This window comes from Amycolatopsis sp. ATCC 39116 (assembly GCF_000231075.2).
Taxonomy (GTDB): Bacteria; Actinomycetota; Actinomycetes; order Mycobacteriales; family Pseudonocardiaceae; genus Amycolatopsis_E; species Amycolatopsis_E tucumanensis.
Genome location: NZ_AFWY03000048.1, coordinates 41,059 through 62,765, shown reverse-complemented (window position 1 = coordinate 62,765; position 21,707 = coordinate 41,059). Strand labels below are relative to the sequence as shown.

General features: G+C 71.3%; 24 protein-coding genes. 10 read left to right on the top strand and 14 right to left on the bottom strand.

The genetic code is table 11. The annotated features are described in order from the left end of the window. Both AMY39116_RS0333060 and lpdA read right to left on the bottom strand, forming a co-directional pair. Positions 1-987 (bottom strand): biotin/lipoyl-containing protein (locus tag AMY39116_RS0333060; RefSeq protein WP_020421881.1); only part of this gene is annotated, 987 nt, incomplete at its 3' end. A gap of 41 nt (positions 988-1,028) precedes the next feature. Then, complete coding sequence (gene lpdA, locus AMY39116_RS0333055; RefSeq protein ID WP_020421880.1) at positions 1,029-2,402, bottom strand: dihydrolipoyl dehydrogenase; 1,374 nt, start codon at positions 2,400-2,402, stop codon at positions 1,029-1,031. Between the two features lie 138 nt (positions 2,403-2,540). Between lpdA and AMY39116_RS0333050 the strand changes: the two genes are divergently transcribed. Then, on the top strand, positions 2,541-2,882 hold the full coding sequence (locus tag AMY39116_RS0333050; RefSeq protein ID WP_020421879.1) for a hypothetical protein: 342 nt from the start codon (positions 2,541-2,543) through the stop codon (positions 2,880-2,882). A gap of 3 nt (positions 2,883-2,885) precedes the next feature. Here AMY39116_RS0333050 and AMY39116_RS44020 read toward each other — a convergent pair whose 3' ends face one another. Then, the gene (locus tag AMY39116_RS44020; RefSeq protein WP_157358776.1) at positions 2,886-3,893 is read right to left on the bottom strand and encodes an NAD(P)-dependent alcohol dehydrogenase; all 1,008 of its coding nucleotides are present in this window, start codon (positions 3,891-3,893) and stop codon (positions 2,886-2,888) included. An 18-nt stretch (positions 3,894-3,911) separates the two neighbouring features. Here AMY39116_RS44020 and AMY39116_RS0333040 point away from each other — a divergent pair, with 18 nt between their 5' ends. Next, the gene (locus tag AMY39116_RS0333040) at positions 3,912-4,499 is read left to right on the top strand and encodes a TetR family transcriptional regulator (RefSeq protein ID WP_020421878.1); all 588 of its coding nucleotides are present in this window, start codon (positions 3,912-3,914) and stop codon (positions 4,497-4,499) included. A 164-nt stretch (positions 4,500-4,663) separates the two neighbouring features. Here the strand turns inward: AMY39116_RS0333040 and AMY39116_RS0333035 are convergent, their stop codons facing one another. Further along, positions 4,664-6,169 carry a leucyl aminopeptidase gene (locus tag AMY39116_RS0333035; RefSeq protein WP_020421877.1) on the bottom strand — a complete coding sequence of 502 codons (1,506 nt, stop codon included), beginning with the start codon at positions 6,167-6,169 and terminating at the stop codon, positions 4,664-4,666. Positions 6,170-6,268: 99 nt separating this feature from the next. Between AMY39116_RS0333035 and AMY39116_RS0333030 the strand changes: the two genes are divergently transcribed. Then, positions 6,269-7,246 carry a hypothetical protein gene (locus tag AMY39116_RS0333030; protein ID WP_020421876.1) on the top strand — a complete coding sequence of 326 codons (978 nt, stop codon included), beginning with the start codon at positions 6,269-6,271 and terminating at the stop codon, positions 7,244-7,246. On the opposite strand, the gene AMY39116_RS0333025 is transcribed toward AMY39116_RS0333030, so the two are convergent. Further along, a complete protein-coding gene (locus tag AMY39116_RS0333025; protein ID WP_027936437.1) occupies positions 7,215-7,523 on the bottom strand; it encodes a hypothetical protein in 309 nt (102 codons plus the stop codon). The genes AMY39116_RS0333030 and AMY39116_RS0333025 overlap by 32 nt on opposite strands. A 61-nt stretch (positions 7,524-7,584) precedes the next feature. Between AMY39116_RS0333025 and AMY39116_RS0333020 the strand changes: the two genes are divergently transcribed. Continuing rightward, on the top strand, positions 7,585-8,688 hold the full coding sequence (locus AMY39116_RS0333020; protein WP_020421874.1) for a branched-chain amino acid aminotransferase: 1,104 nt from the start codon (positions 7,585-7,587) through the stop codon (positions 8,686-8,688). A gap of 50 nt (positions 8,689-8,738) precedes the next feature. Here AMY39116_RS0333020 and AMY39116_RS0333015 read toward each other — a convergent pair whose 3' ends face one another. The 4 genes from AMY39116_RS0333015 to AMY39116_RS0333000 all read right to left on the bottom strand — a co-directional run bounded on the left by AMY39116_RS0333015 (position 8,739) and on the right by AMY39116_RS0333000 (position 12,293). Continuing rightward, positions 8,739-9,455 carry a MerR family transcriptional regulator gene (locus tag AMY39116_RS0333015; protein ID WP_051123646.1) on the bottom strand — a complete coding sequence of 239 codons (717 nt, stop codon included), beginning with the start codon at positions 9,453-9,455 and terminating at the stop codon, positions 8,739-8,741. A gap of 71 nt (positions 9,456-9,526) precedes the next feature. After that, a complete protein-coding gene (cobT, locus tag AMY39116_RS0333010; RefSeq protein ID WP_020421872.1) occupies positions 9,527-10,570 on the bottom strand; it encodes a nicotinate-nucleotide--dimethylbenzimidazole phosphoribosyltransferase in 1,044 nt (347 codons plus the stop codon). Between the two features lie 16 nt (positions 10,571-10,586). After that, entirely contained in the window at positions 10,587-11,576 is a 990-nt protein-coding gene (locus AMY39116_RS0333005; protein ID WP_020421871.1) for an aldo/keto reductase family protein, read from the bottom strand. A gap of 60 nt (positions 11,577-11,636) precedes the next feature. Beyond that, on the bottom strand, positions 11,637-12,293 hold the full coding sequence (locus AMY39116_RS0333000) for a DUF3043 domain-containing protein (protein ID WP_026153367.1): 657 nt from the start codon (positions 12,291-12,293) through the stop codon (positions 11,637-11,639). Between the two features lie 172 nt (positions 12,294-12,465). Here AMY39116_RS0333000 and AMY39116_RS0332995 point away from each other — a divergent pair, with 172 nt between their 5' ends. After that, positions 12,466-12,837, top strand: a complete 372-nt coding sequence (locus tag AMY39116_RS0332995; protein ID WP_017984065.1) for an iron-sulfur cluster assembly accessory protein — start codon at positions 12,466-12,468, stop codon at positions 12,835-12,837. Positions 12,838-12,900: 63 nt separating this feature from the next. Here the strand turns inward: AMY39116_RS0332995 and AMY39116_RS46885 are convergent, their stop codons facing one another. Further along, positions 12,901-13,071, bottom strand: coding sequence for a hypothetical protein (locus tag AMY39116_RS46885; RefSeq protein WP_017984064.1), 171 nt, complete (start codon positions 13,069-13,071; stop codon positions 12,901-12,903). Positions 13,072-13,211: 140 nt separating this feature from the next. Here AMY39116_RS46885 and AMY39116_RS0332985 point away from each other — a divergent pair, with 140 nt between their 5' ends. Further along, entirely contained in the window at positions 13,212-14,201 is a 990-nt protein-coding gene (locus tag AMY39116_RS0332985) for a carbohydrate kinase family protein (protein ID WP_020421870.1), read from the top strand. Positions 14,202-14,550: 349 nt separating this feature from the next. On the opposite strand, the gene asnB is transcribed toward AMY39116_RS0332985, so the two are convergent. After that, a complete protein-coding gene (gene asnB, locus AMY39116_RS0332980) occupies positions 14,551-16,485 on the bottom strand; it encodes an asparagine synthase (glutamine-hydrolyzing) (protein WP_027936436.1) in 1,935 nt (644 codons plus the stop codon). A 166-nt stretch (positions 16,486-16,651) separates the two neighbouring features. Here asnB and AMY39116_RS0332975 point away from each other — a divergent pair, with 166 nt between their 5' ends. After that, entirely contained in the window at positions 16,652-17,593 is a 942-nt protein-coding gene (locus AMY39116_RS0332975; RefSeq protein WP_027936435.1) for a cytochrome c oxidase subunit II, read from the top strand. A gap of 52 nt (positions 17,594-17,645) precedes the next feature. Beyond that, a complete protein-coding gene (locus tag AMY39116_RS0332970; RefSeq protein WP_017984060.1) occupies positions 17,646-18,065 on the top strand; it encodes a cytochrome c oxidase subunit 4 in 420 nt (139 codons plus the stop codon). A gap of 83 nt (positions 18,066-18,148) precedes the next feature. On the opposite strand, the gene trpD is transcribed toward AMY39116_RS0332970, so the two are convergent. The 3 genes from trpD to AMY39116_RS0332955 are packed head-to-tail and all read right to left on the bottom strand — an operon-like array spanning position 18,149 to position 20,105. Continuing rightward, entirely contained in the window at positions 18,149-19,174 is a 1,026-nt protein-coding gene (gene trpD, locus AMY39116_RS0332965) for an anthranilate phosphoribosyltransferase (protein ID WP_020421867.1), read from the bottom strand. A 47-nt stretch (positions 19,175-19,221) separates the two neighbouring features. After that, positions 19,222-19,632, bottom strand: a complete 411-nt coding sequence (locus AMY39116_RS0332960) for a hypothetical protein (RefSeq protein ID WP_017984058.1) — start codon at positions 19,630-19,632, stop codon at positions 19,222-19,224. A 41-nt stretch (positions 19,633-19,673) separates the two neighbouring features. After that, positions 19,674-20,105 (bottom strand): hypothetical protein, encoded by a 432-nt coding sequence (locus AMY39116_RS0332955; protein WP_020421866.1) that lies wholly within the window; start codon positions 20,103-20,105, stop codon positions 19,674-19,676. 96 nt (positions 20,106-20,201) lie between these two features. Between AMY39116_RS0332955 and AMY39116_RS0332950 the strand changes: the two genes are divergently transcribed. Further along, the gene (locus tag AMY39116_RS0332950) at positions 20,202-20,831 is read left to right on the top strand and encodes a heme-copper oxidase subunit III (protein WP_039791891.1); all 630 of its coding nucleotides are present in this window, start codon (positions 20,202-20,204) and stop codon (positions 20,829-20,831) included. A gap of 54 nt (positions 20,832-20,885) precedes the next feature. Beyond that, a complete protein-coding gene (locus AMY39116_RS0332945; RefSeq protein WP_017984055.1) occupies positions 20,886-21,704 on the top strand; it encodes a cytochrome c in 819 nt (272 codons plus the stop codon). The last annotated feature ends 3 nt before the right edge of the window (positions 21,705-21,707 follow it).

The window sequence follows — 21,707 nt, the reverse complement described above, 5'->3', positions numbered from 1 at the left end:
CTGCTTCGCCTCGGCCGCCGCCAGCACGTCCTGCTTGCGGATGCGGCCGCCGACACCGCTGCCGGTCACCGACGCCAGGTCGATGCCGTGCTCGGTGGCGAGCTTGCGCACCAGCGGGGTGACGTACGGGCCGCTGCCGTTGCCGTCGCTCGCGGCCGGGGCGGCCTGCGGCTGCGGGGCCGGCTGCTGCGGCGCGGGCTGCTGCGGCGCGGGCTGCTGGGGAGCCTGCTGCGGAGCCGCCTGCTGGGGCGCGGGGGCCTGCGCGGCCGGGGTGGGCTCGGGCTTCGGCTCCGGCTTCGGCTCGGGCTTGGGCTCCGGCGCCTTCGGCTGCTCCTGCTGCGGGGCGGGCGCGGCGCTGGCGTCGCCGATGATGGCGAGCGTGCCGCCGACCTCGACGGTCTCGTCCTCGCCGACGCTGATCTCCAGCAGCGTGCCGGCGATCGGCGAGGGGACCTCGGTGTCGACCTTGTCGGTGGAGATCTCCAGCAGCGGCTCGTCCACCTCGACCGTGTCGCCGACCGACTTCAGCCAGCGGGTGACGGTGCCCTCGGTGACGCTCTCGCCCAGCTCGGGCAGCGTGACCGGCGTGCCCTGAGCCGAGCCACTCGGCGCGGGCTGGGCCTCCGGGGCCGACTGCTGCTGCGGCGCGGACTGCTGCGGCTCGGGCTCGGGCTCGGGCTCGGGCTCCGGCTCGGGCTGCGCCTGCTGCGCGGGCGCCTGCTCCTGAGCGGGGGCGGAACCGCCGCCGGAACCGTCGTCGATCACGGCGAGCTCGCCGCCGACCTCGACGGTCTCGTCCTCCTGGGCGACGATCTTCTGCAGCGTGCCTGCGACCGGCGACGGGACCTCGGTGTCGACCTTGTCGGTCGAGATCTCCAGCAACGGCTCGTCGACCGCGACCGTGTCACCCTCCTGCTTGAGCCAGCGGGTGACGGTGCCCTCGGTAACGCTCTCCCCGAGCTCCGGCAGTGTGACGGAGAAGGCCATCGTGAATTGACTCCCTTGAATCTTTGTCGGCTGCGGTCCGGTCAGCTGTGCACGTGCAGTGGCTTGCCGGCCAGGGCAAGGTGTGCTTCGCCGAGGGCCTCGGTCTGGGTCGGGTGGGCGTGGATCAGCGGAGCGACGTCCTCCGGGAAGGCCTCCCAGTTGTAGATCAGCTGGGCTTCGCCGATCAGTTCGCCGACCCGGTCCCCGACCAGGTGCAGGCCGACGACCGGCCCGTCCGGCGCCTTGATCACCTTGATCGCGCCGGAAGTCTTGAGGATCTGGCTCTTGCCGTTGCCGGCCAGGTCGTACGTGAAGGTCTGCACGTCCGAGCCGTAGCGGTCCTTGGCAGCCGCCTCGCTCAGGCCGACGGAGGCGACCTCGGGGTGGCTGTAGGTGACGCGCGGGATGCCGGCTTCGTCGATCGCCTTCGGCTCCAGGCCGGCGATCTCCTCGGCGACGAAGATGCCCTGGGCGAAGCCGCGGTGCGCGAGCTGCAGGCCGGGGACGATGTCGCCGACGGCGTAGACGTTCGGCAGGTTGGTGCGCAGGCGCTCGTCGGTGATGACGAAGCCGCGCTCCATCTTGACGCCGGCCTCCTCGTAGCCGTGGCCCGCGGTGTTGGGGCCGCGGCCGACGGCGACCAGCAGCAGGTCGGCCTCCAGCGTCTCGCCGGACTCCAGGGACACGGTCACGCCGTTCTCGTCCTGCTTGGCGCCGGTGAACTTCACGCCGGTCTTGAAGTTGATCTTGCGACGGCGGAAGGCGCGCTCGAGCTGCTTGCTGGCGAACTCGTCCTCGGCCGGGACCAGCCGCGGCAGCGCCTCGACGATCGTCACGTCCACGCCGAAGGAGGCCCACACGCTGGCGAACTCGACGCCGATGACACCGCCGCCGAGCACGACGACCTTCTCCGGGATCCAGTCCAGGGTCAGCGCCTCGTCGCTGGCGATGATCCGGCCGCCCAGCTCCAGGCCCGGCAGGGTCCTCGAGTACGAGCCGGTGGCCAGGACCAGGTTCTTGCCCGTGTACCGGGTGCCGTCGACCTCGACCGTGGTGCCGCCGACGAACGTGCCGGTGCCCTCGACGACGGTCACCTTGTGGGCCTTGGCCAGGCCCTGCAGCCCCTTGTAGAGGCGGCTGATGACGCCGTCCTTGTACTTGTGGACGCCGGCGATGTCGACGCCCTCCAGGGTGGTCTTCACGCCGAACTGCTCGCCCTCGCGGGCGGTGTCGGCGACTTCGGCCGCGTGGAGCAGGGCCTTGGTCGGGATGCAGCCGCGATGCAGGCACGTCCCGCCCAGCTTGTCCTTCTCGATCAGGATGACGGACTGGCCCAGCTCCGCGGCGCGGAAGGCCGCGGCGTAGCCGCCGGATCCGCCACCGAGGATCACCAGGTCGGCGCCAGCGTCGCTCACGTCGTTTACTCCTCGTTTTACGTCCAAACCCTCATCATCTTGTCACTACGTAGTCCGGCCCTGCGAGGTAGCCGGGTGTGTTAATCGGCGCACTTCTGATCCCCGCGATAATGGCGGGGGAGGGCAGGCGGAGATGAGGTGGTCGAGGTGGGTCTGTTCGACGGTCTGAAGCGCAGACGCGGCGCCGGGAAACCGGGCACGTTGCGCCGTGCCAGTGACGCTGACCTGCGTCATCTGGAGGGCTGGGCGGCCGCGCGGCGGGGCGTCGAGGCGTTCGTCGAGCCGCGGACGACGGTCACCGAGACCACGGTCGTCCTGATCGCGCACGACGGCGAATGGACACGACGGCGGATCGGCAGCCTGGACGCCGCGCAGCAGTTCGGGCGCAAGCATTCGATCCCGGTGTACGAGGTCGCGAAAGTCGGTTACCCGAAGCGCATGCGCGAATACACAGAGCGGCAGAAGCGCGCGCAGGGCTGAGGATCAGTCCAGGTCGGACAGATCGAGCACGAACCGGTAGCGGACGTCGCCCCGCGCCAGGCGCTCGAGCGCGTCGTTCACCGCGGCCGACGGGAGCACCTCCACGTCGGCGGTGATCCCGCGCGCGGCGCAGAAGGCGAGCATGGCGGCGGTCGCGGGCCTGCCACCGCTGCCCGCCGAGCTGAGCTTCTTGCGCCCGACGAGCAGGTCGAGGGTCTCCACCGTGACCGGCCCCAGGTGCCCGAGGTGGCTGAGCGTGCCGTCCAGCGCCAGCAGCCGCAGGTAGGGGCCAAGGTCGTGGGGCGCGGAGATGGTGTCGATCAGGATGTCGAACCGCCCCCGCGCGTCCGCCATGCGGGACGGGTCCGTCGAGTCGAGCAGGTCGGCGGCGCCGAGCCGCCGCGCCTCGCCCGCCTTGTCCGCCGACCGGCTGATCACCGTGGTCTCGGCGCCGAGCGCCACCGCGAACTTGACCGCGAGGTGACCCAGCCCGCCCAGCCCGGCCACGGCGACCCGGGCGCCCGGCCCGGCGCCCAGGCTGTGCAGCGGTTCCCACACGGTGATCCCGGCGCACATCAGTGGTGCGGCGCCCGCGGGGTCGATGCCTGCCGGGAGCGGGTAGGCGAACCGGTCGCGGACGACGTGCTCCCGCGAGTAGCCGCCCAGCGTCGTGGAGCCGTCGTGGCGGTCGGTGCCGCCGTAGGTGAGGGTGGGGAAGTCGTGGCAGAAGTTCTCCTGCCCCGCGAGGCACATGGCGCAGGTCCCGCAGGAGTCCACGATGTTGCCGACGGCGACCGCGTCCCCGGCGGCGAAGGCGGTCACCGCGGGTCCGGTCGCGGTGACCACGCCGGTGAACTCGTGGCCGGGCACGAGCGGAGTGCCGCCAGCTCGCACCGCGTGCAGGTCGGAGTGGCAGACGCCGCAGTGGTCGACCCGGACCGCCAGGTCGTCGGGCCGCAGCTCCGCCGCTGGAGAGGCGCCCGTCGTAGCGTCCCCGCGACCGCGTGCCATCCCGTCGTCGTCCGTGCCATGCCCGATCTGCCCGCCACCGCCCGTGGCGCCGCGACCCGTCAGCGCATCATGGAGGAGGCGACCCGCGAGTTCGCCGAACACGGGATCGCCGGTGCCCGCGTCGAGCGCATCGTGGCCGCGGCGCGCACCAACAAGGCGCAGCTCTACGGCTACTTCGGGAGCAAGGAAGGGCTGTTCGACGCGATCTTCTCCGCCTCACTGGAACGGATCGTGAACGTCGTGCCCGTCGACGCGAGCGACCTGGCGGACTGGGCGGTGCGGCTCTACGACGAGTACCTCCGCCGGCCCGACCTCATCCGGCTCGCCACCTGGGCGCGGCTGGAGCGCCGGCCCGCCGGCCACCTCGTGGAGGACGCTGACCGCCTCGACGACCACAAGCTGCGCGCGATCGCCGAGGCGCAGGCCGCGGGCAAGGTGGTGCCCGGGGACCCGTTCGACATCATGGCGCTGGTGATCGCCCTGTCGATGGCGTGGTCCCCGGTGAGCAACGTCTACGCCGCGACGGCCGAGGAGCCCGGCGACGTCCACGACCGCCGCCGGGCCCTCCTCCGCGAAACCGTCCGCCGCGCCGTGACGCCGGACTAGTGCGCATTTCGGTAGTGGCCTGCGTGGCGGTGCGGCTAGCGGCCCTCCCGCCAGCCCGCCACCGCCCTCAACGGACCCGCTGCGCGCGGCTCCGCCCGTTCCAATCCGCGGCGGTGCCGGCTGACGGCCCACCGCAAGCGGCTCCGCCGCTCAGGAAACAGAAGCTAGCCCTGGTCGGCGATGTCGGCCAGCACCGCGGCGATGGTGCGCACCGGGATGCCCGTGCCGCCCTTGCCGGTGTAGCCCCACGGCGCCCCGGTGTTGAACGACGGGCCCGCGATGTCGATGTGCGCCCACGGCAGGCCCTCGGCGACGAACTCGCGCAGGAAGATGCCCGCGGCGAGCATCCCGCCCCAGCGGTGCCCGGTCACGTTCGCCAGGTCGGCCAGCCGCGAGTCCAGGTCGCCGCGCAGCTCCTCGGGCAGCGGCATCGGCCAGCCGCCCTCGCCGGTCGCCTGCGCGATCGCCGCCACCCGGTCGCGGAACTCGTCCGACCCCATGATCCCGGCGGTTCGGTTGCCCAGCGCCACCATCTGCGCGCCGGTCAGGGTCGAGGTCTCGATCAGGTAGTCCGGGTCGTCCTCGGCGGCGCGCACGATCGCGTCGGCCAGCACCAGGCGGCCCTCGGCGTCGGTGTTGAGCACCTCGACGGTCTTGCCGCCGTACATGCTCAGCACGTCACCGGGCCGGTAGGAGGTGCCCGACGGCAGGTTCTCCGCGAGCGGGATGTTGGCGGTGACCTCGAGCGGGTACTTGAGCTTGGCCGCCAGCACGACCGAGGCGAGCACTGCGGCGGCCCCGGACATGTCCGAGGTCATGTGGTCCATGTTCGCGGCGGGCTTGATCGAGATGCCGCCCGAGTCGAACGTGATGCCCTTGCCGACCAGCGCGACCTTCTTCGCCGCCTTCGGGCCCTTGTACGACACGCGCACCAGCCGCGGCGGACGGGACGAGCCGCCGCCGACGCCGAGGATGCCGCCGAAGCCCTTGCGCTTGAGCTGCTTCTCGTCGAGCACCTCGAAGTCGAGGTCGTTGGCCTCGGCGAGCTTGCGGGCGCGCTCGGCGAAGGAGGCCGGGAACAGGTCGTTGGGCGGGGTGTTGATCAGGTCGCGGGCGATGATCACGGCCTCGGCGATCGCGGTCGCGGCCTTCAGCGTCGCGGTGTGCGCGCGCTTGGTGCCCTCGGCCGGCGTGGCGAAGTCGACCGCGGCGACCGGCGCGTCACCGGGCTCGGACTTGTACTCGGTGAACTTGTAGGCGCCCAGCGCGGTGCCCTCCACCGCGGCCTGCAGGTCCACAGCGGACAGCGTGGACACCGCCCGCGCGGTCCCGGCCAGCGCGCGCCCGGCGGCGCCCGCGGCGCGGCGCACCTGCTCGGCGGTCACGGTGCCGTCCCCGTCGGCGCGGCCGAGGCCGACCGCCAGCACGACCGCGGCGGGCAGCTTGCCCAGCGTGGGCAGCTTCACGACCTCTTCGGCCTTGCCGGAGGCGCCCACGGTGGCCAGCAGCTCGGCCAGCGAGCCGTCGAAGGCCTCGTCGACGGCCTCCGCACCCGGCGCCAGCGTCACGGCCTTGTCGCCCTGGAGCGTCCCGATCACGACGACCTCGGCCCGGCTCTTGCCGAGCGCGGCGCCGGTGTTCTCGATCAGGGCAAACTTCGGCACGGTCACTTGTGGCTCCTCGCGCATCCATCGACGGTCGTGCCGGGTGGGGTACCCGGCCGGGTAGTGAGCCATGCTAATGAGGACGGAGCCCGGCAGGAGAGGCAGGTGGTGGGCGTGCGGCTGGCGGCGGGACTGCTGATCGCGCTGGCCGTCGGCGCGCAGGCGGGCGGCTGGTGGCTGCTCGGCGGCGCGGTGGTCGCGGCGCTGCTGGCGTTCTCCGTGCCCGAGCCTCCCGCGCTCGAGCCCAACCCCGCCCGGCTGGTGGCCGCCACGCGCCTGGTGTCCCGCCTCGCGCTGGTGCCGCTGTTCGCGTCGGTGTTCGCCGCCTACCTGTTCCCCGGACAGCCGCTGGCGGCCGCGGTCGTCGCACTGGTGGTCACCGCCGCCGACGCGGCCGGGCTGCGGCTGGCGAGGTACGCGCGGGCGTGGCTGCTGGGCATCCTGCTGGTCGCCGGGGCCGGTTTCGTGGCGCTGAGTTTCGCGATCGAGCCCGCGCAGCCGGTGACCGCGCCGCACTTCACGATCGGCGGGCTGTTCGCGGCGGGCGCGGTGCTGTTCCCGTTGCTGCCGCGGCACAACCCGTCCTGGCTCGCGGGTTCGGTCATGGTGGTGCTGGCCATCGGCGCGGGCGCGCTCTACCAGCTCGGCCCGGTGCGGCTGGCGTTGTCCGGGGTGCCCGTGCGGGACGCGCTGGCCGCGTTGGACGGGCAGGTGCTGAACCCGTTGCTGGCCGGGGTCGTCGTGCTGTCCACTGTGCCCGCCGCGCTGCTCGCGATCGGCGGCGCCCGCGAGGAGCTGGCGTGGCCGCGCGCGTCCGTCGCTTGTGGACTGATCGCCGCGGTCGCGGCCGTGTTGCTGGACCCGGACCAGGCGCTGCTGCTGGCCGCGGCGGCCGCGCTGGCCGAGGTGCTGGTGACCGTGGTGCTGTCGATGATCACCGGGATCACCGCGCGCGCGGTGATCGCGGCGGTACTGGCCGTGACGCTGCTGGCCTGGCTGCCGCCGGTCTATCTACTGGGGACGGTGGTCGCCGTCGCGGCAGGCGTCGCCGTCACGCGACGAGCAGGAACGCCAGCAGCGTGATCAGCGCGGTCGCGACCGCGAGGATGATCACCGACTTCACCGGCAGGTCGCGCGGGAACACCTTCTTGTCGTGGACGCTGCGCCACCACACGACGCCGAAGATGCCGCCGACCAGGCCGATGATCCCGCCGAACACGCCGAGCAGGGCGTAGCCGAGGAGCGTCAGCTCGCCCACCGCGAAGGTGAGCAGGATGGCGGTCACGAAGGTCTTGACGTCGGACGCCGGTCCGGCGGAGACGGAGTTCGGCGTGGCGGGCTGCGGCACGTTGGCGGTCACGCCCGCCATGGTAGGGGAGTAGGCGATTCTCGGAAGTCCAACTAACAGTTATCCTGGTCGAATGACGACCACGTTGCCCTTCACCCGTACCCCGCACCCGTCTCCCGCTTCGGCGGAGCGTGTAGCCGAGGTACTGGCGAAGCCGGGCTTCGGGACGTTCTTCACCGACCACATGGTCACGATCAAGTACAGCAAGGACCGCGGCTGGTACGACGCGAACGTCGGCCCCTACGAGCCGGTCACGCTCGACCCCGCCACCTCCGTGCTGCACTACGCGCAGGCGATCTTCGAGGGCCTCAAGGCCTACCGCCAGCCGGACGGGTCGGTCGCGGCCTTCCGCCCGGACGCCAACGCGGCCCGGTTCCGCCGGTCGGCGGCCCGCATCGCGATGCCGGAGCTGCCCGACGAGCTGTTCCTGGGTTCGCTGCAGGAGCTGATCGCGGCCGACGAGCGCTGGGTGCCCAGCAACCCGGGCGACACGCTGTACCTGCGGCCGTTCATGATCTCCACCTCGGTGGGGCTCGGCGTGAACGCGCCGGCCAGCGAGTACCTGTACCTGGTGATCGCCTCGCCCGCCGGTTCGTACTTCACCGGCGGCGTGAAGCCGGTGAGCGTGTGGCTGTCCACCGAGTACGTGCGGGCGGCCCCGGGCGGCACCGGCGCGGCGAAGTTCGCCGGCAACTACGCGGCGTCCTTCGTGGCGCAGTCGCAGGCCGTGGAGCAGGGCTGCGACCAGGTGGTGTGGCTCGACGCGGTGGAGCGCCGCTACGTCGAGGAAATGGGCGGCATGAACCTGTTCTTCGTGTACGGCTCGGGTTCGGACGCCCGGATCGTCACGCCGGAGCTGTCCGGTTCGCTGCTGCCCGGCGTCACCCGCGATTCGCTGATCAAGCTGGCCGCGGACCACGGCATGGGCATCGAGGAGCGCCGGATCTCCACCGACGAGTGGGAGAAGGCGGCCGCGTCCGGTGAGCTGACCGAGGTGTTCGCGTGCGGCACCGCGGCGGTCATCACGCCGGTCGGCCGGGTCAAGCACGCGGGCGGCGAGTTCACCATCGCGGGCGGCGAGCCCGGCGAGGTGACGATGAAGCTGCGCGCCGAACTGACCGGCATCCAGGAGGGCACACGCCCCGACCCGCACGGCTGGATGCACAAGCTGTCCTGATCACTTCGACATGAAGGGCCACCCCGTTCCGGCGGGGTGGCCCTTCGTCGTCACGAGGCGCTGGCGCGCCGGATGAACTCCAGCTGCTCCGGCGACGGCCCGCCGTGCTCACGCTGGATCCGCTCGCTGTTGTCCGCCTGCATGCGGTAGAGCGAGTCCCGCAGCCCGGTGTCGCCACCGTGGAAAGCCTCCAGCAGGCCCATCCACTCGGCCGCGAGCGCCCGCCCCTCCGCCGACGCCGGGTCGACCCCGGTCTCGACGGCCAGCTGCACGCGGGGGATCAGGTCCTGCCACCTCCGCTGGACGTCCTCCTGCTCGCCGAGCCGCGATCGGCGCTCGGCCAGCTCCGCCAGCTGGGTTTCGCTGAAGTACTGCTTCACCGTCTCGTCCACGGTGGTCACCTCCCGGATCAGAGCCAGGAAGCCGGTGACGCCTGCCGGTTCGTCGACGGCCGCCAGCATCGTGGTGAGGTGCGCGCGGAGCGTGCGCATCGCCACCAGCTGCCGGTCGAGGTGGTCCCGGTGCCGCGTGAGCAGCTCGGCCAGGTCGGACGTGCCCTCCAGGGCCGCGCCGATGTCCTCGAGCGGCAGGCCCAGCTGCCGCAGGGCCAGCACCTCGTACAACCGCCGGACGTCGGACTCGTCGTAGAGCCGGTGCCCGGAGTGCGTCCGCCCGGACGGGCGCACGAGACCCACGTGGTCGTAGTGGTGCAGCGTCCGCACCGTCAGACCGGTCGCCCGTGCCAGCTCGCCGACCTTGTAGAACATGCCGTTCACCCACTTCCACCAGCGCTTTTGCGCCGGTGTGGACGACGCTAGGACCTGACGTCGCGTCAGGATCAAGCGTTCGGCGGCGTGACCCCGGCTTCCGCGTGCGTCGGCAGGTCCGTGAGCAGCCGGGCGGCCGTGATCAGCAGCGGGAGGGCCGTCGCGGCGCCGGTGCCGTCGCCGAGGCGGATGCCCAGGTCGACGACCGGCTTGAGGTCGAGGTGCTCCAGCACCATCTGGTGCGCCGGCTCGGCGTCGCGGTGCGCGGCCTGCCACCAGGAGCGCGCGCCGGGCGCCAGTTCCTCCGCCACCAGCGCCGCCGCGCCGACCGCGAGCCCGTCCAGCAGCACCGGGGTGCGGCGGACCGCGGCCTGCGCCAGGAACCCGGTCAACGCGGCCAGGTCCGCGCCACCCGCGGTCCGCAGGAGCGCCACCGGGTCGGGCAGCACCGCCCGGGCCCGCCGCAGCGCGTCCCGGATCGCGACGGTCTTGCGCATCCACGCGTTGTCGTCGATGCCCGAACCGCGGCCGACCACGGCCACCGGCTCGGCGCCGGTCAGCGCGGCGACCAGCACCGCGGCCGGTGTGGTCGCCCCGACCCCGACGCTGCCCGCGACCAGCAGATCGGCGCCCTCGTCCACCTCGGCGTCCGCGATCGCCATGCCGGCCCGCAGGGCGGCCCGCACCTCGTCGTCGGTGAGGGCGTCCTCGACGTCGATCGACCCGGAGCCCGCCCGGACCTTGTACTCGGCGACCGGCGTCTCCTCGTCCACCGCGATGTCCACCACGCGCAGCCCGGCGTCGGCCACCGCGGCGGCGACCGCGACCGGCCCGGCGCCCTTGAGCAGGCTGTCCACCAGCTGCCCGGTGACCTCCGGCCGGTAGGCGGAGACGCCCTTCGCGGCGATCCCGTGGTCCCCGGCGAACACGATCACCCGGGGCCGCTGGAACCGCCGCGGCGGCGCCGAGCCCTGGCAGGCCGCGACCCACGCGCCGAGCGCCTCCAGCTCACCCAGCGCGGACACCGGTTTGAGCAGCTCCGCGTGCCGCCGCACTGCCTCGGCGCGGGCGGCTTCGTCGGGCTGGGGGACATCGGCGAACGACACGTCAGTCACGGCGCCAAACCTATCGTCAGCCGGCGCGAGCGGTCAGGCGCGGATCGTCCTCGACCACGCCCAGCAGCACCGAGTCGATCTCGGTCAGCAGGTCGGCGTCGAGCTTCACGCCCGCCGCCTTCACGTTCTCGTGCACCTGCTCCGGCCGCGACGCGCCGACGATCGCGGAGGCGACGTTCGGGTTCTGCAGCACCCACGCCACCGCCAGCTGCGCCAGCGTCAGCCCCGCCTGCGCGGCCAGCGGCTCCAGCCGGGCCACGCGCTCGAGCACCTCGTCCCGCAGGAACCGCTGCACGAACTGCGAGCCCCGCTCGTCCGTGGCGCGCGACCCGGCGGGCGGCGGCTGACCCGGCTTGTACTTGCCGGTCAGCACCCCCTGCGCGATCGGCGACCAGACGATCTGGCTCAGCCCCTCGCGCTCGCTGGCGGGCACGACCTGCGCCTCGATGACGCGCCAGAGCATGTTGTACTGCGGCTGGTTCGACACGAAGGGGATCCGCAGCTCGCGGGCCAGCGCGGCGCCGCGGGTGATCTCCTCGGCGTTCCACTCCGACACCCCGATGTAGAGCACCTTGCCCTGGCGGACCAGGTCGGCGAAGGCCGACATGGTCTCCTCCAGCGGCACGGTCGGGTCGAACCGGTGCGCCTGGTAGAGGTCGATGTGGTCGGTCTGCAGCCGCTTCAGCGAGGCGTGGCAGGACTCGATGATGTGCTTGCGGCCCAGCCCGCGGTCGTTCGGGCCGCCGGGGCCGGTCGGCCAGAACACCTTCGTGCAGATCTCCAGGCTCTCCCGGCGCTGACCGGCCAGACCGCGGCCGAGCACCGACTCCGCCAGGGTGTTGGCGTAGACGTCGGCGGTGTCGAAGGTCGTGATGCCCGCGTCGAGCGCGGCCTTGATGCAGGCCTGGGCCTGGTCCTCGTCGATCTGGGAACCGTGGGTGAGCCAGTTCCCGTAGGCGATCTCACTGACGGACAGGCCACTGCGGCCGAGACGGCGAAACTCCATGTCCGGCAGCCTACCGGAAATGGTTCGCCTTGCTAACGACCTGGAGTGCGCTCCAGCCGGTCAGGAGACCGTGTCGCCGACCTTCACGCGCGGCTTGGGCATCCGGAGCTTGCGGATCTGGCTCGCCCGGACGAACGCGTACCAGCCCAGCGACCGGCCGCTGATGTTCTCCTTCGGGAACTTCGCCCTGGCCAGCCGCGCGATGCGGCGGCCGTTGAAGTAGCCCTCGACGGCCATGACCAGCAGCGCGGCCATGCACAGCAGCGTCACGTACTGCTGGATCACCGGGTACGGCACCAGCAGCACGACGAACACGAGGATCGCCAGCGGCATGAACGCGCCGAGGAAGTGGCGGCGCGAGTCGACCAGGTCGCGCACGTACGCCTTGACCGGGCCCTTGTCGCGCGGCAGCAGGTAGCGGTCGTCGCCCGCGGCCATCCGCTCCTGGCGCTCCTTGGCGAGCCTGCGGCGCTCTTCCTTGTCCACCGGGTTCGACTTGCGCAGCTCGCGGTTGCGCTTCATCGCCTCCCGCATGGTCCTCGGCGGGGGCGCGACGGGGCCGCGGCGCTTGCCCTCGGCCTCCTTGCGCTTCGGCGTCGGCCTGCCCTTGCCCGGGGTGTAGCCACGGGTGTGAGATTCGACGCTTTCGGCCACCTCGGCCGCCTCGATCTCGGGGCTGTCTGCGGTGGTCGTGCTGTTACGACGGAGAAACCTCACCCAACCAGCTTATTCCAGACAGCGGCGTGCGTGTTCAACCCCCTCGCCGATGTGTAACCATGGGATCAGCGCCAAGGCGGGAACCAGCCCGGGAACAGATCGGGTGGCACCGGTGTTCCAGTAGGGAGGAGCACCCCCCACCCGGTGCACGGCAAGACCCCGAGGGAGAGCTATGACTGCCGCTGAGCAGACCAGCACGCAGGCCGAGGCCGAGGCCACCCACGGCGTCACGTTGAGCGACGCCGCGGCGAGCAAGGCGAAGGCCCTGCTCGAGCAGGAAGGCCGCGACGACATGCACCTGCGCATCGCGGTCCAGCCCGGTGGTTGCGCGGGACTGCGCTACCAGCTGTTCTTCGACGAGCGCACGCTCGACGGCGACCTGTTCCGCGACTTCGACGGCCTGCGCGTGGCGGTCGACCGCATGAGCGCGCCGTATGTCGAGGGTGCGGTGATCGACTTCGTCGACTCGATCGAGAAGCAGGGCTTCACCATCGAGAACCCGAACGCCACGGGCTCCTGCGCCTGCGGCGACTCGTTCCACTGAGCCAGTACACGTGAAGGGCGCCGGTCGAGCTTCGACCGGCGCCCTTTTCGCATGTCCGCGTAACTAATAGTCCTCCAGCCCGACTACCTGTGCGTGGCAGGCGTCGTCGACCGCCCAGCCCCGCGGCGCAGGCGGCCGGGGCGCCGAGGCGTGTGCCGCGCGCAGTTCGGCGGGGATGTCGGCGCAGTCGTCGATCAGCTCGGCGATGGTCTCCGGTTCCGTCACGGTGCTCACGCAGGCGACGCTAGGGCGACCGGCGCGCGCCGGACAGGTCTACCAGCTAGTAGTGTCGGTCAGCGGGTCAGATTTAGCTCCGACGGGGTATTTCCCGTCGGTAACTTCAGTTCGAGCCAGCCAGAGGGAGCAGAGCACCGGTGGCCATCAACGCCCGCATCGCCGTTTCCGGCAGCATCGCAACCGACCATCTCATGCACTTCCCCGGCCGGTTCGCCGAGCAGCTGGTCGCCGACCAGCTGCACCGCGTCTCGCTGAGCTTCCTGGCCGACGACCTGGTGGTCCGCCGCGGCGGGATCGGCGCCAACATCGCGTTCGGCCTTGGGGTGCTCGGCGCGAAGCCGGTGCTGGTCGGCGCGGCGGGCGCGGACTTCGCCGACTACCGGTCCTGGCTGGAGCGCCACGGCGTGGACGCGTCCGGCGTGCTGATCTCGGAGCTGGCCCACACCGCGCGGTTCGTGTGCACCACGGACGACGACCTCAACCAGATCGCCACCTTCTACGCCGGCGCGATGGCCGAGGCCCGCAACATCGAGCTGGGCCCGATCGCGGACCGCGTCGGCGGGATCGGGCTGATGCTGATCGGCCCGGACGACCCGGACGGCATGCTCCGGCACGCGGACGAGTGCCGCCAGCGCGGGATCGACTTCGCGGTGGACCCGTCGCAGCAGCTGGCCCGCATGAACGGGGAGCAGGCGCGCCGGTTCGTCGACGGGGCGAAGTACCTGTTCACCAACGACTACGAGTGGGAGCTGCTGCTCCAGAAGACGGCCTGGTCCGAGGCCGACGTGCTGGACCACGTCGGCATCCGCATCACCACCCTCGGCGAGAAGGGTGTGGAGATCGTGGGCAGGGACGGGCTGGCCCTGGAGGTCGGCGCGGTGCCCGAGCTGGCGAAGGCCGACCCGACCGGCGTCGGCGACGGCTTCCGGGCGGGTTTCCTGGCCGGCCTGAACGCGGACCTGAGCCTGGAGCGCTCCGCCCAGCTGGGGTCGATGATCGCCGTGCTGGTGCTGGAGACCGTCGGCACGCAGGAGTGGACGCTCGACCGGGAGTCCGCGCTGACCCGCATCGGCGCCGCGTTCGGCCCCGACGCCGCGGCGGAGATCGCCCCCGCGCTGCCCGCCTGACCGCAGCCGCGGGAACTGGTCGGGTCTGAACGACCACCCACCGCCGACCGCGGACACCCGGCGGCCGGCGAGGCAGGACGATCTGGCCCCGCCCCGACTGGTCACGGCCCCAAGCGCGCCATTGGCAGCACGACCTGTCCGCCGCCCCTGGCGGTCGGCGGTGCGGGACCATCAGGCCCCGCGCTGCCCACCTGACTGGCCGCGGCCCCACGCCCGGCGGCACTGCCCGCCAGCGCAACGTACCCGTCACCGGCCGCCGCCGCAGCACAACGAAGCCCCGTGCTGCTTACCCGACCATCAAACAAAAACGGGCCGCAGCCCGGCGGCTGCGGCCCGTTCAACACTCGTCTCAGATGCGCACGGGGTAGACCGGCTCCGGGATCTCCGGCTTGATCCGGTGCTCGATGAAGATGCCGTGCCAGATCATGAACACCAGCAGCGCCCAGATGCGCCTGCTGTGGTCCAGCGTGCCCGCCTTGTGCTCGTCCAGCAGGCGCTGCACGGCCTGCTTGTCCAGCAGCTCGCCGGTCTGCGAATCGGCGATGATGCCGCGCGCCCAGTCGTACATCTCGTCCCGCAGCCACAGCCGGATCGGCACCGGGAAGCCCAGCTTGCGCCGGTTCAGCACGTGCGCGGGGACGATGCCCTCCAGCGCGCGGCGCAGCGCGTACTTCGTCGTCTCCTTGGTGATCTTCTGGTCCAGCGGGATGCCGGCCGCGACCTTGAACACCTCCGCGTCCAGGAACGGCACCCGCAGCTCCAGCGAGTTCGCCATGGTCATCTTGTCGGCCTTGACCAGGATGTCGCCGCGCAGCCAGGTGAACAGGTCCACGTGCTGCATCCGCGCGACCGGGTCCCAGTTCGCCGACGTGCGGTAGTGCTCGGCGGTGACGTCCTTGTGCCCGACGCCCTCCTGGAACGTCTTCAGCACCCCGCGCAGCTGGTCGTCGCGGAAGATGCGGGCGTTGCCGTAGTAGCGCTCCTCCAGCGGCAGCGCGCCGCGGCGCAGCAGGTCCTTGCCGCGCGTGCCCTCCGGGATCCGCTCCGACACCTTGCCGATGACCTTGCGCAGGCTGCCCGGCACCTTCTCGAACGGCGCCAGCGACAGCGGCTCGTTGTAGATCGTGTAGCCGCCGAACAGCTCGTCCGAGCCCTCGCCGGACAGCACCGCCTTGACGTGCTTGCGCGCCTCCCGCGCGATGAACCACAGCGGCACCAGCGCCGGGTCGGCCACCGGGTCGTCGAGGTACCAGACGATGAGCGGCAGCGCCTCCATCATCTCGTCGGCCGACACGGTCCGGATGACGTGCTTCACGCCGATCGCCGCCGCGGACTCGGCCGCCACGTCGACCTCGGAGTAGCCCTCGCGCTCGAACCCGGTGGTGAACGCGATCAGGTTCGGGTTGTGCTCCTTGGCCAGCGCCGCGATCGCGGTCGAGTCGATGCCGCCGGAGAGGAACGTGCCGACGGTGATGTCCGGGTCGGCGATCATGTGCTTGCCGACCGAGTCGCGCATCACGTCGCGGATCCGCTCGTGCAGGATCTTCGCCTCGGCCTCGCCGCGGACCGGCTTGGCGGCGAACTCGGGGAAGAAGTAGCGCTCGATCTTCGGCGCGCCGCCGGGGGAGACGGTGAACGAGGTGCCGGACTCGATGCGGCGGATGCGCGTGTGCAGCGTCTCCGGCTCCGGCACGTACTGCAGCGTCAGGTAGTGCTGCAGCGCGGTCCGGTCCAGCTGCTTGGTGATCCCCAGCACGCCGGAGAGCTCCAGCAGCGACTTCTTCTCGCTGGAGAACGCCGTGCCGCCCGGCCCGTGCGTGTAGAACAGCGGCTTGATGCCGAACGGATCACGTGCGCCGAAGATCACCTTCTCCTCGGCGTCCCAGATCAGGAACGCGAACATCCCACGCAGCTTGGACACCGCGGCGCGGCCCCAGTGGTGGTAGGCCGCGACGATCGCCTCGCCGTCGCCCTCTGTGGCGAACTTCGCACCGTGCTCTTCCGTGAGCTGTTCGCGCAGCTCACGGTAGTTGTAGATCTCGCCGTTGAAGTTCAGCGTGTACCGGTTCGGCGACTCCGGCGGGCCCCAGGTCAGCGGCTGGTGGGCGTGCTCGACGTCGATGAACGCGAGCCGGTTGAAGCCGTAGACGACCTCGCCGTCGGTCCAGGTGTCGCGCTCGTCGGGACCGCGATGACGCTGGCAGCGCATGGCTTCGCCGACCGCGTCACGCGCGTTGACCGCGTCGTTCTCAGTGGCACACACCAGTCCAAGCAGGCCGCACACGGATATTCACACCTCGAGGTCGTGGCCGGATGTCGAGCGCCCAGTATGCCCGCAGCCCCCGCCACGAACGGTCACCCCTTGGGCTGCGGATCGCGGTAGCTCGGCTAGGCTCCCGCTGGTAAGCCAGAAATCGTCAAGGAGGCCTGGGTTGAAAGGGCGCTGCGCAGTGGGCAGGGATGAGCGCACTCCGGCATCACGTTCGGCGAAAGTGGGTAAGGTCGCCGCGCTGGCCGGGCTCGTCGCGCTCCTGGCGACCGGGTGCTCCGGTGACGAGGTGCTGCGGTTCGGGTGGCCCGTCGGCGTGACCAAGGAGTCCGAGGACATGCGCGTCCTCTGGACCTGGTCCGTCATCGCCGCGCTCGTCGTCGGTGTGATCGTGTGGGGCCTGATCTTCTGGTCGGTCGCGTTCCACCGGAAGAAGAAGACCGACGGCCCCGGCGACCTGCCGCGGCAGTTCCAGTACAACGTGCCGCTCGAGCTGTTCTGTGTCGTGCTGCCGCTCGTGATGGTCTGCGTGCTGTTCTTCTTCACCGCGACCACCGAGAGCAAGGTGCTGGCCGAGGAGCCGGACCCGGACGTCACGGTCGACGTGATCGCGTTCCAGTGGAACTGGGAGTTCGACTACCCGAGCGCCCCGAAGGACGCCAACGGCCAGGTCATCAAGACCGTCGGCAGCTCGAGCGAGATCCCGATCCTGGTCCTGCCCGCAGGCAAGCGCATTCAGTACAACCTGCGCTCGGCCGACGTCATCCACTCGTTCTGGGTGCCGGAGTTCCACTTCAAGCGGGACGTGTTCCCGGACCCGGAGAAGAACAACCAGGACCCGTCGTTCCAGAACACGATCGACCGGACCGGTGCGTTCGTCGGCCGCTGCGCCGAGCTGTGCGGCACCTACCACTCGGGCATGAACTTCGAGGTCCGGGCGCTGCCCGCCGACCAGTTCGACCGCTACATCCAGCTGCGCACCCAGATCAACCCGGCCACCGGGCAGCCGAACACCACCGCCGAGGCGCTGGCCGCGCTGAACTGCGGCGAGCTGTGCGCGCCGCAGGCGACCACGACGAAGCCGTTCAACACCGACCGCACGCTGCGGACGCAGTCCGGCTGAGCCGGTTGGTTCCCGTGGGTGTTGGAAGCATGAACACAGTGAGGACAGCGTCATGAAGGTCGAAGCCCGGATTTTCGACTTGGTCACCGCTTTCGCGTTCTTCATCGCGATCGTGTACGGCGTGTGGACCGGCCTGGCCAGTGGCTACGGCGTCGAGCCGGTCGGCCTGGTCGCCCTGATCCTGACCGGCGGGCTGTCCCTCCTGGCGGGCAGCTACATGCGGTTCGTCGGCCGCCGGATCGAACCGCGTCCGGAGGACCGCGACGACGCCGAGATCAGCGACGGCGCGGGCGAGATGGGCTTCTTCAGCCCGGGCAGCTACTGGCCGATCGGACTGGCCGCCTCGGCCGCGTTCGTCGGTCTCGGACTGGCGTTCTTCCACATCTGGATGCTGGTCGTCGGCGGCATCCTGATCCTGCTCACGGTCGGCGGCCTGGTGTTCGAGTACCACACCGGCCCCAACCACGAGTGACCTGATCCGCGAAAAGGGCCCGCCCGGTTGTTCACCGGGCGGGCCCTTTTCGTTGTGGAGCGCGGGATTTTCAGCCCCTCAGCTCACCGGAACGCCGCCCAGCGGGCCAGCAGATCCGCCGCAGCGCCGGAATCCACGGCCTCCGCGGCCCGCGACAACCCCGCCGCGAGATCGTCCGTCAGCGACGAGCTGAACCCGGCGTGCGCGGCCAGCGCCCCGGCCGCGTTCAGCAGCACCGCGTCCCGCACCGGCCCCGGCTTGCCCGCCACCAGTTCACGCACCACCTCGGCGTTGGCCGCCGGGTCGCCGCCCCGCAGGTCCTCCGCGGTGGCGCGCGCGATGCCCAGCTCGGCCGGATCCAGCGACTCGGCCCGCACCGATCCGCCGGACACGACCCACACCGAGCTGGTCGTCGTCGTGGTCAGCTCGTCGAGGCCGTCGTCACCGCGGACCACCAGCGTCGACGTGCCGCGGCCGGCGAACACCCGCGCCAGCACCTCGGTCTTGTCCGGGAACGCGCACCCGATCAGCCCGGCCGTCGGCTGCGCCGGGTTGGTCAGCGGCCCCAGCAGGTTGAACGCCGTCGGCACCCCAAGCTCCCGGCGCGGCGCGCCCGCGTGCCGGAACCCGGGGTGGAACACCGGCGCGAAGCAGAACCCGATGCCCAGCTCGTCGACGCACCGCTGGACCCCCTCCGGCGGCAGGTCGATCGCCACCCCGAGGGCCTCCAGCACGTCCGCGGTCCCGGCCTTCGACGACGCCGCCCGGTTGCCGTGCTTCACCACCGGCACCCCGGCGGCCGCGGTGACCAGCGAGGCCATCGTCGAGATGTTCACCGACCCGGACCGGTCACCGCCGGTGCCGACGATATCGACCGCGTCCCGCGCGATCCGCACCCGGCGCGCGTGCGACAGCATCGCGTCCGCGAGGCCGGTGATCTCGGCCGGCGTCTCGCCCTTGGCGCGCAGCGCGACCAGGAAACCGCCGACCTGGGCCGGCGTGGCCTCCCCGGACATCACCTGGTCCATCGCCCACGCGGTGTCCTCGGCGGAGAGGTCGGCGCCGGCGATCAGCTGGTTGAGCAGCGTGGGCCAAGTCTGCGTGCCCATGGTCACCTTTCACGGCCGGCGAACCGGCCTCATTCGGTCGCGGCGCCTCAGCCCCGGACGACCGGGACCCGGCGGGCCCGCAGCACGTCCGCGACCGTCTCCGCCGCGGTCAGCGGGTCGAGCGGATGGACCAGGACGGCGTCGGCCTGCGACCAGGTCGCCAGCCAGCGGTCGTCCTTGCGCCGCACGGCGATCACGATGGGCGGGCAGTCGTCGATCTCGTTCTTCAACTGCCTGCACAGCCCGATGCCGCCGGTCGGCTGGGCCTCGCCGTCCAGGATCGCCAGATCGACCGCGCCCTCGTCCATCTCGGCCAGCACGTCGGCCACTCCGGCGGCCTCGACGTAGTCGACCCGGCCCAGGTCGGTGGCGGGCCTGCGGCCGACCGCCGTGATGATCGACTCCCGCACTTCGGGACGGTGGCTGAACACCAGGATCCGCGTGGACTGTTCGGACAAGTCGACCCTCCGGCTTCGTCGCTGTACTGGTCGTGTCGATGCTAGCCGTCCCGGCCGGTTCCACCCAGGCCCATCGGCTGTAGCGCGTCCCAGCCGAGCCAGTCGCCCTCCAGCCGCTGCGCCAGCCCGGCCATCCGGGCCCGTTCCTGCGCGCAGTGCAGCGCGTCGAGCTTCTGCACGCGCAGCGCGTGCACCCGGACGGGTCCTTCGCCGCCGGACCCGGGGCGCAGCTCCCACCCGTCCTGGGCGAGCACCGACGCGGCCTCGGTGACCCGATCCGGTGGCAGCACGAGGTGGTGGCGCAGAATCGCCGGCTCGTCCGGCCGCCAGCGGTGTGATCTGCCCAGCACCGCCGAGTCGGCTTCGGCGACGTCGAAGGCCTCGGCCACGACCACGACACCCTCGGTGTCCACGGTGAGGTCCGGTCCGCCACGCTTTCGCAGCAGGTCACGAACCCGATCGATGATTCCCACGCCCTGATCCTCACCCTCCGCGTTCGTCGCTGTGACCAACACCCCCGGCGCGGCGTGCCGGACCCGACCAAGCAGGTCGCTTCGCAGGGAGACATAATGCGACCCGTGACAACGGCAGCTCCCACCATCAGCCAGCGGGTGCACTCGCTGAACCGGCCGAACATGGTCAGCGTCGGCACGATCGTGTGGCTCTCCAGCGAGCTCATGTTCTTCGCCGGGCTGTTCGCGATGTTCTTCACGGTCAAGGCGCAGAACGACACGGGGGTCTGGCCGCCGATCAACCCGGCGACCGACGAGCCCATCCACCTCGACATCCCGTACGCGCTGCCCTTCACCATCATCCTGGTGGCGTCGTCGTTCACCTGCCAGCTCGGCGTGTTCGCCGCCGAGCGCGGTGACGTCTACGGGCTGCGCCGCTGGTACGTCATCACCCTGATCATGGGCGCGATCTTCGTCGCCGGTCAGGCTGGTGAGTACGTCACGCTTGTCGAGGAGGGCGTGACCATCCCGTCCGGTGCCTTCGGCACGGTGTTCTTCCTGGCGACCGGTTTCCACGGTCTGCACGTGATCGGTGGTCTCGTCGCCTTCGTCTTCTTGCTCATCCGCACCAAGCTGAGCAAGTTCACCCCCGCGCAGGCGACCTCGGCGATCGTCGTGTCCTACTACTGGCACTTCGTCGACATCGTGTGGATCGGCCTGTTCGCGGTCATCTACATCATCCCGTGACCGCGCCAGCCACCCCATGGACCGGCCTGAACTGACAGCAAGGGTTGCCGAAGAATGACCACCAGCAAGAACACCTCCAGGCGCCGCTTCGGCGCCCGCACCAAGCTGCGCCGCCGCATCGCCGGCGCGCTCGCGCTCGGTGTGGCGCTGGTCGGCGCCGGCCTGGGCTACGCCCTCCTGGTGCCGCAGCCGCAGACCGCGCAGGCGCAGGACGACCCGGCGCAGCTGCGCCTCGGCCAGCAGGTCTACAACAACAGCTGCATCAGCTGCCACGGCGCGAACCTGCAGGGCGTCGAGGACCGCGGCCCGAGCCTGATCGGCGTCGGTGACGCGGCGGTGTACTTCCAGACCTCGTCCGGCCGCATGCCCGCGGTCCGCCAGGAGGCGCAGGCCGAGCGCAAGCCGGCCAAGCTGACCCCCGAGGAGATCGACGCGGTCGGCGCCTACATCCAGGCCAACGGCGGCGGCCCGGAGCGGCCCGCCGAGTCCGGCGAGGCGCTGCGCGGTGACAACCCGGCGCGCGGTGGCGAGCTGTTCCGCCTCAACTGCGCGTCGTGCCACAACTTCACCGGCCAGGGCGGCGCCCTGTCCGCGGGCAAGTTCGCGCCGGAGCTCGGCCCGGCCAGCGAAGAGCAGATCTACACGGCGATGCTGAGCGGTCCGCAGAACATGCCGAAGTTCTCCGACCGGCAGCTCACCCCCGAGGAGAAGCGGGACATCGTCGCCTACGTCAAGTCCGTGTCCGACGGGAACAACAACCCCGGTGGCAACGGCCTGGGCGGCCTTGGGCCGGCCTCGGAGGCGCTCGTCGCGTGGATCGTCGGCATCGGCGCCATCGTCGGCGTGACTTTGTGGATTGGATCGAGGGCATGACTA

Coding starts and splice junctions, on each gene's coding strand:
- AMY39116_RS44020 (WP_157358776.1), bottom strand. CDS start 3,893: ATGGCACGCGGTCGCGGGGACGCTACGACGGGCGCCTCTCCAGCGGCG.
- AMY39116_RS0333040 (WP_020421878.1), top strand. CDS start 3,912: ATGCCCGATCTGCCCGCCACCGCCCGTGGCGCCGCGACCCGTCAGCGC.
- AMY39116_RS0333020 (WP_020421874.1), top strand. CDS start 7,585: ATGACGACCACGTTGCCCTTCACCCGTACCCCGCACCCGTCTCCCGCT.
- AMY39116_RS0333015 (WP_051123646.1), bottom strand. CDS start 9,455: ATGTTCTACAAGGTCGGCGAGCTGGCACGGGCGACCGGTCTGACGGTG.
- AMY39116_RS0333005 (WP_020421871.1), bottom strand. CDS start 11,576: ATGGAGTTTCGCCGTCTCGGCCGCAGTGGCCTGTCCGTCAGTGAGATC.
- AMY39116_RS0332995 (WP_017984065.1), top strand. CDS start 12,466: ATGACTGCCGCTGAGCAGACCAGCACGCAGGCCGAGGCCGAGGCCACC.
- AMY39116_RS0332970 (WP_017984060.1), top strand. CDS start 17,646: ATGAAGGTCGAAGCCCGGATTTTCGACTTGGTCACCGCTTTCGCGTTC.
- trpD (WP_020421867.1), bottom strand. CDS start 19,174: ATGGGCACGCAGACTTGGCCCACGCTGCTCAACCAGCTGATCGCCGGC.
- AMY39116_RS0332950 (WP_039791891.1), top strand. CDS start 20,202: ATGCGACCCGTGACAACGGCAGCTCCCACCATCAGCCAGCGGGTGCAC.
- AMY39116_RS0332945 (WP_017984055.1), top strand. CDS start 20,886: ATGACCACCAGCAAGAACACCTCCAGGCGCCGCTTCGGCGCCCGCACC.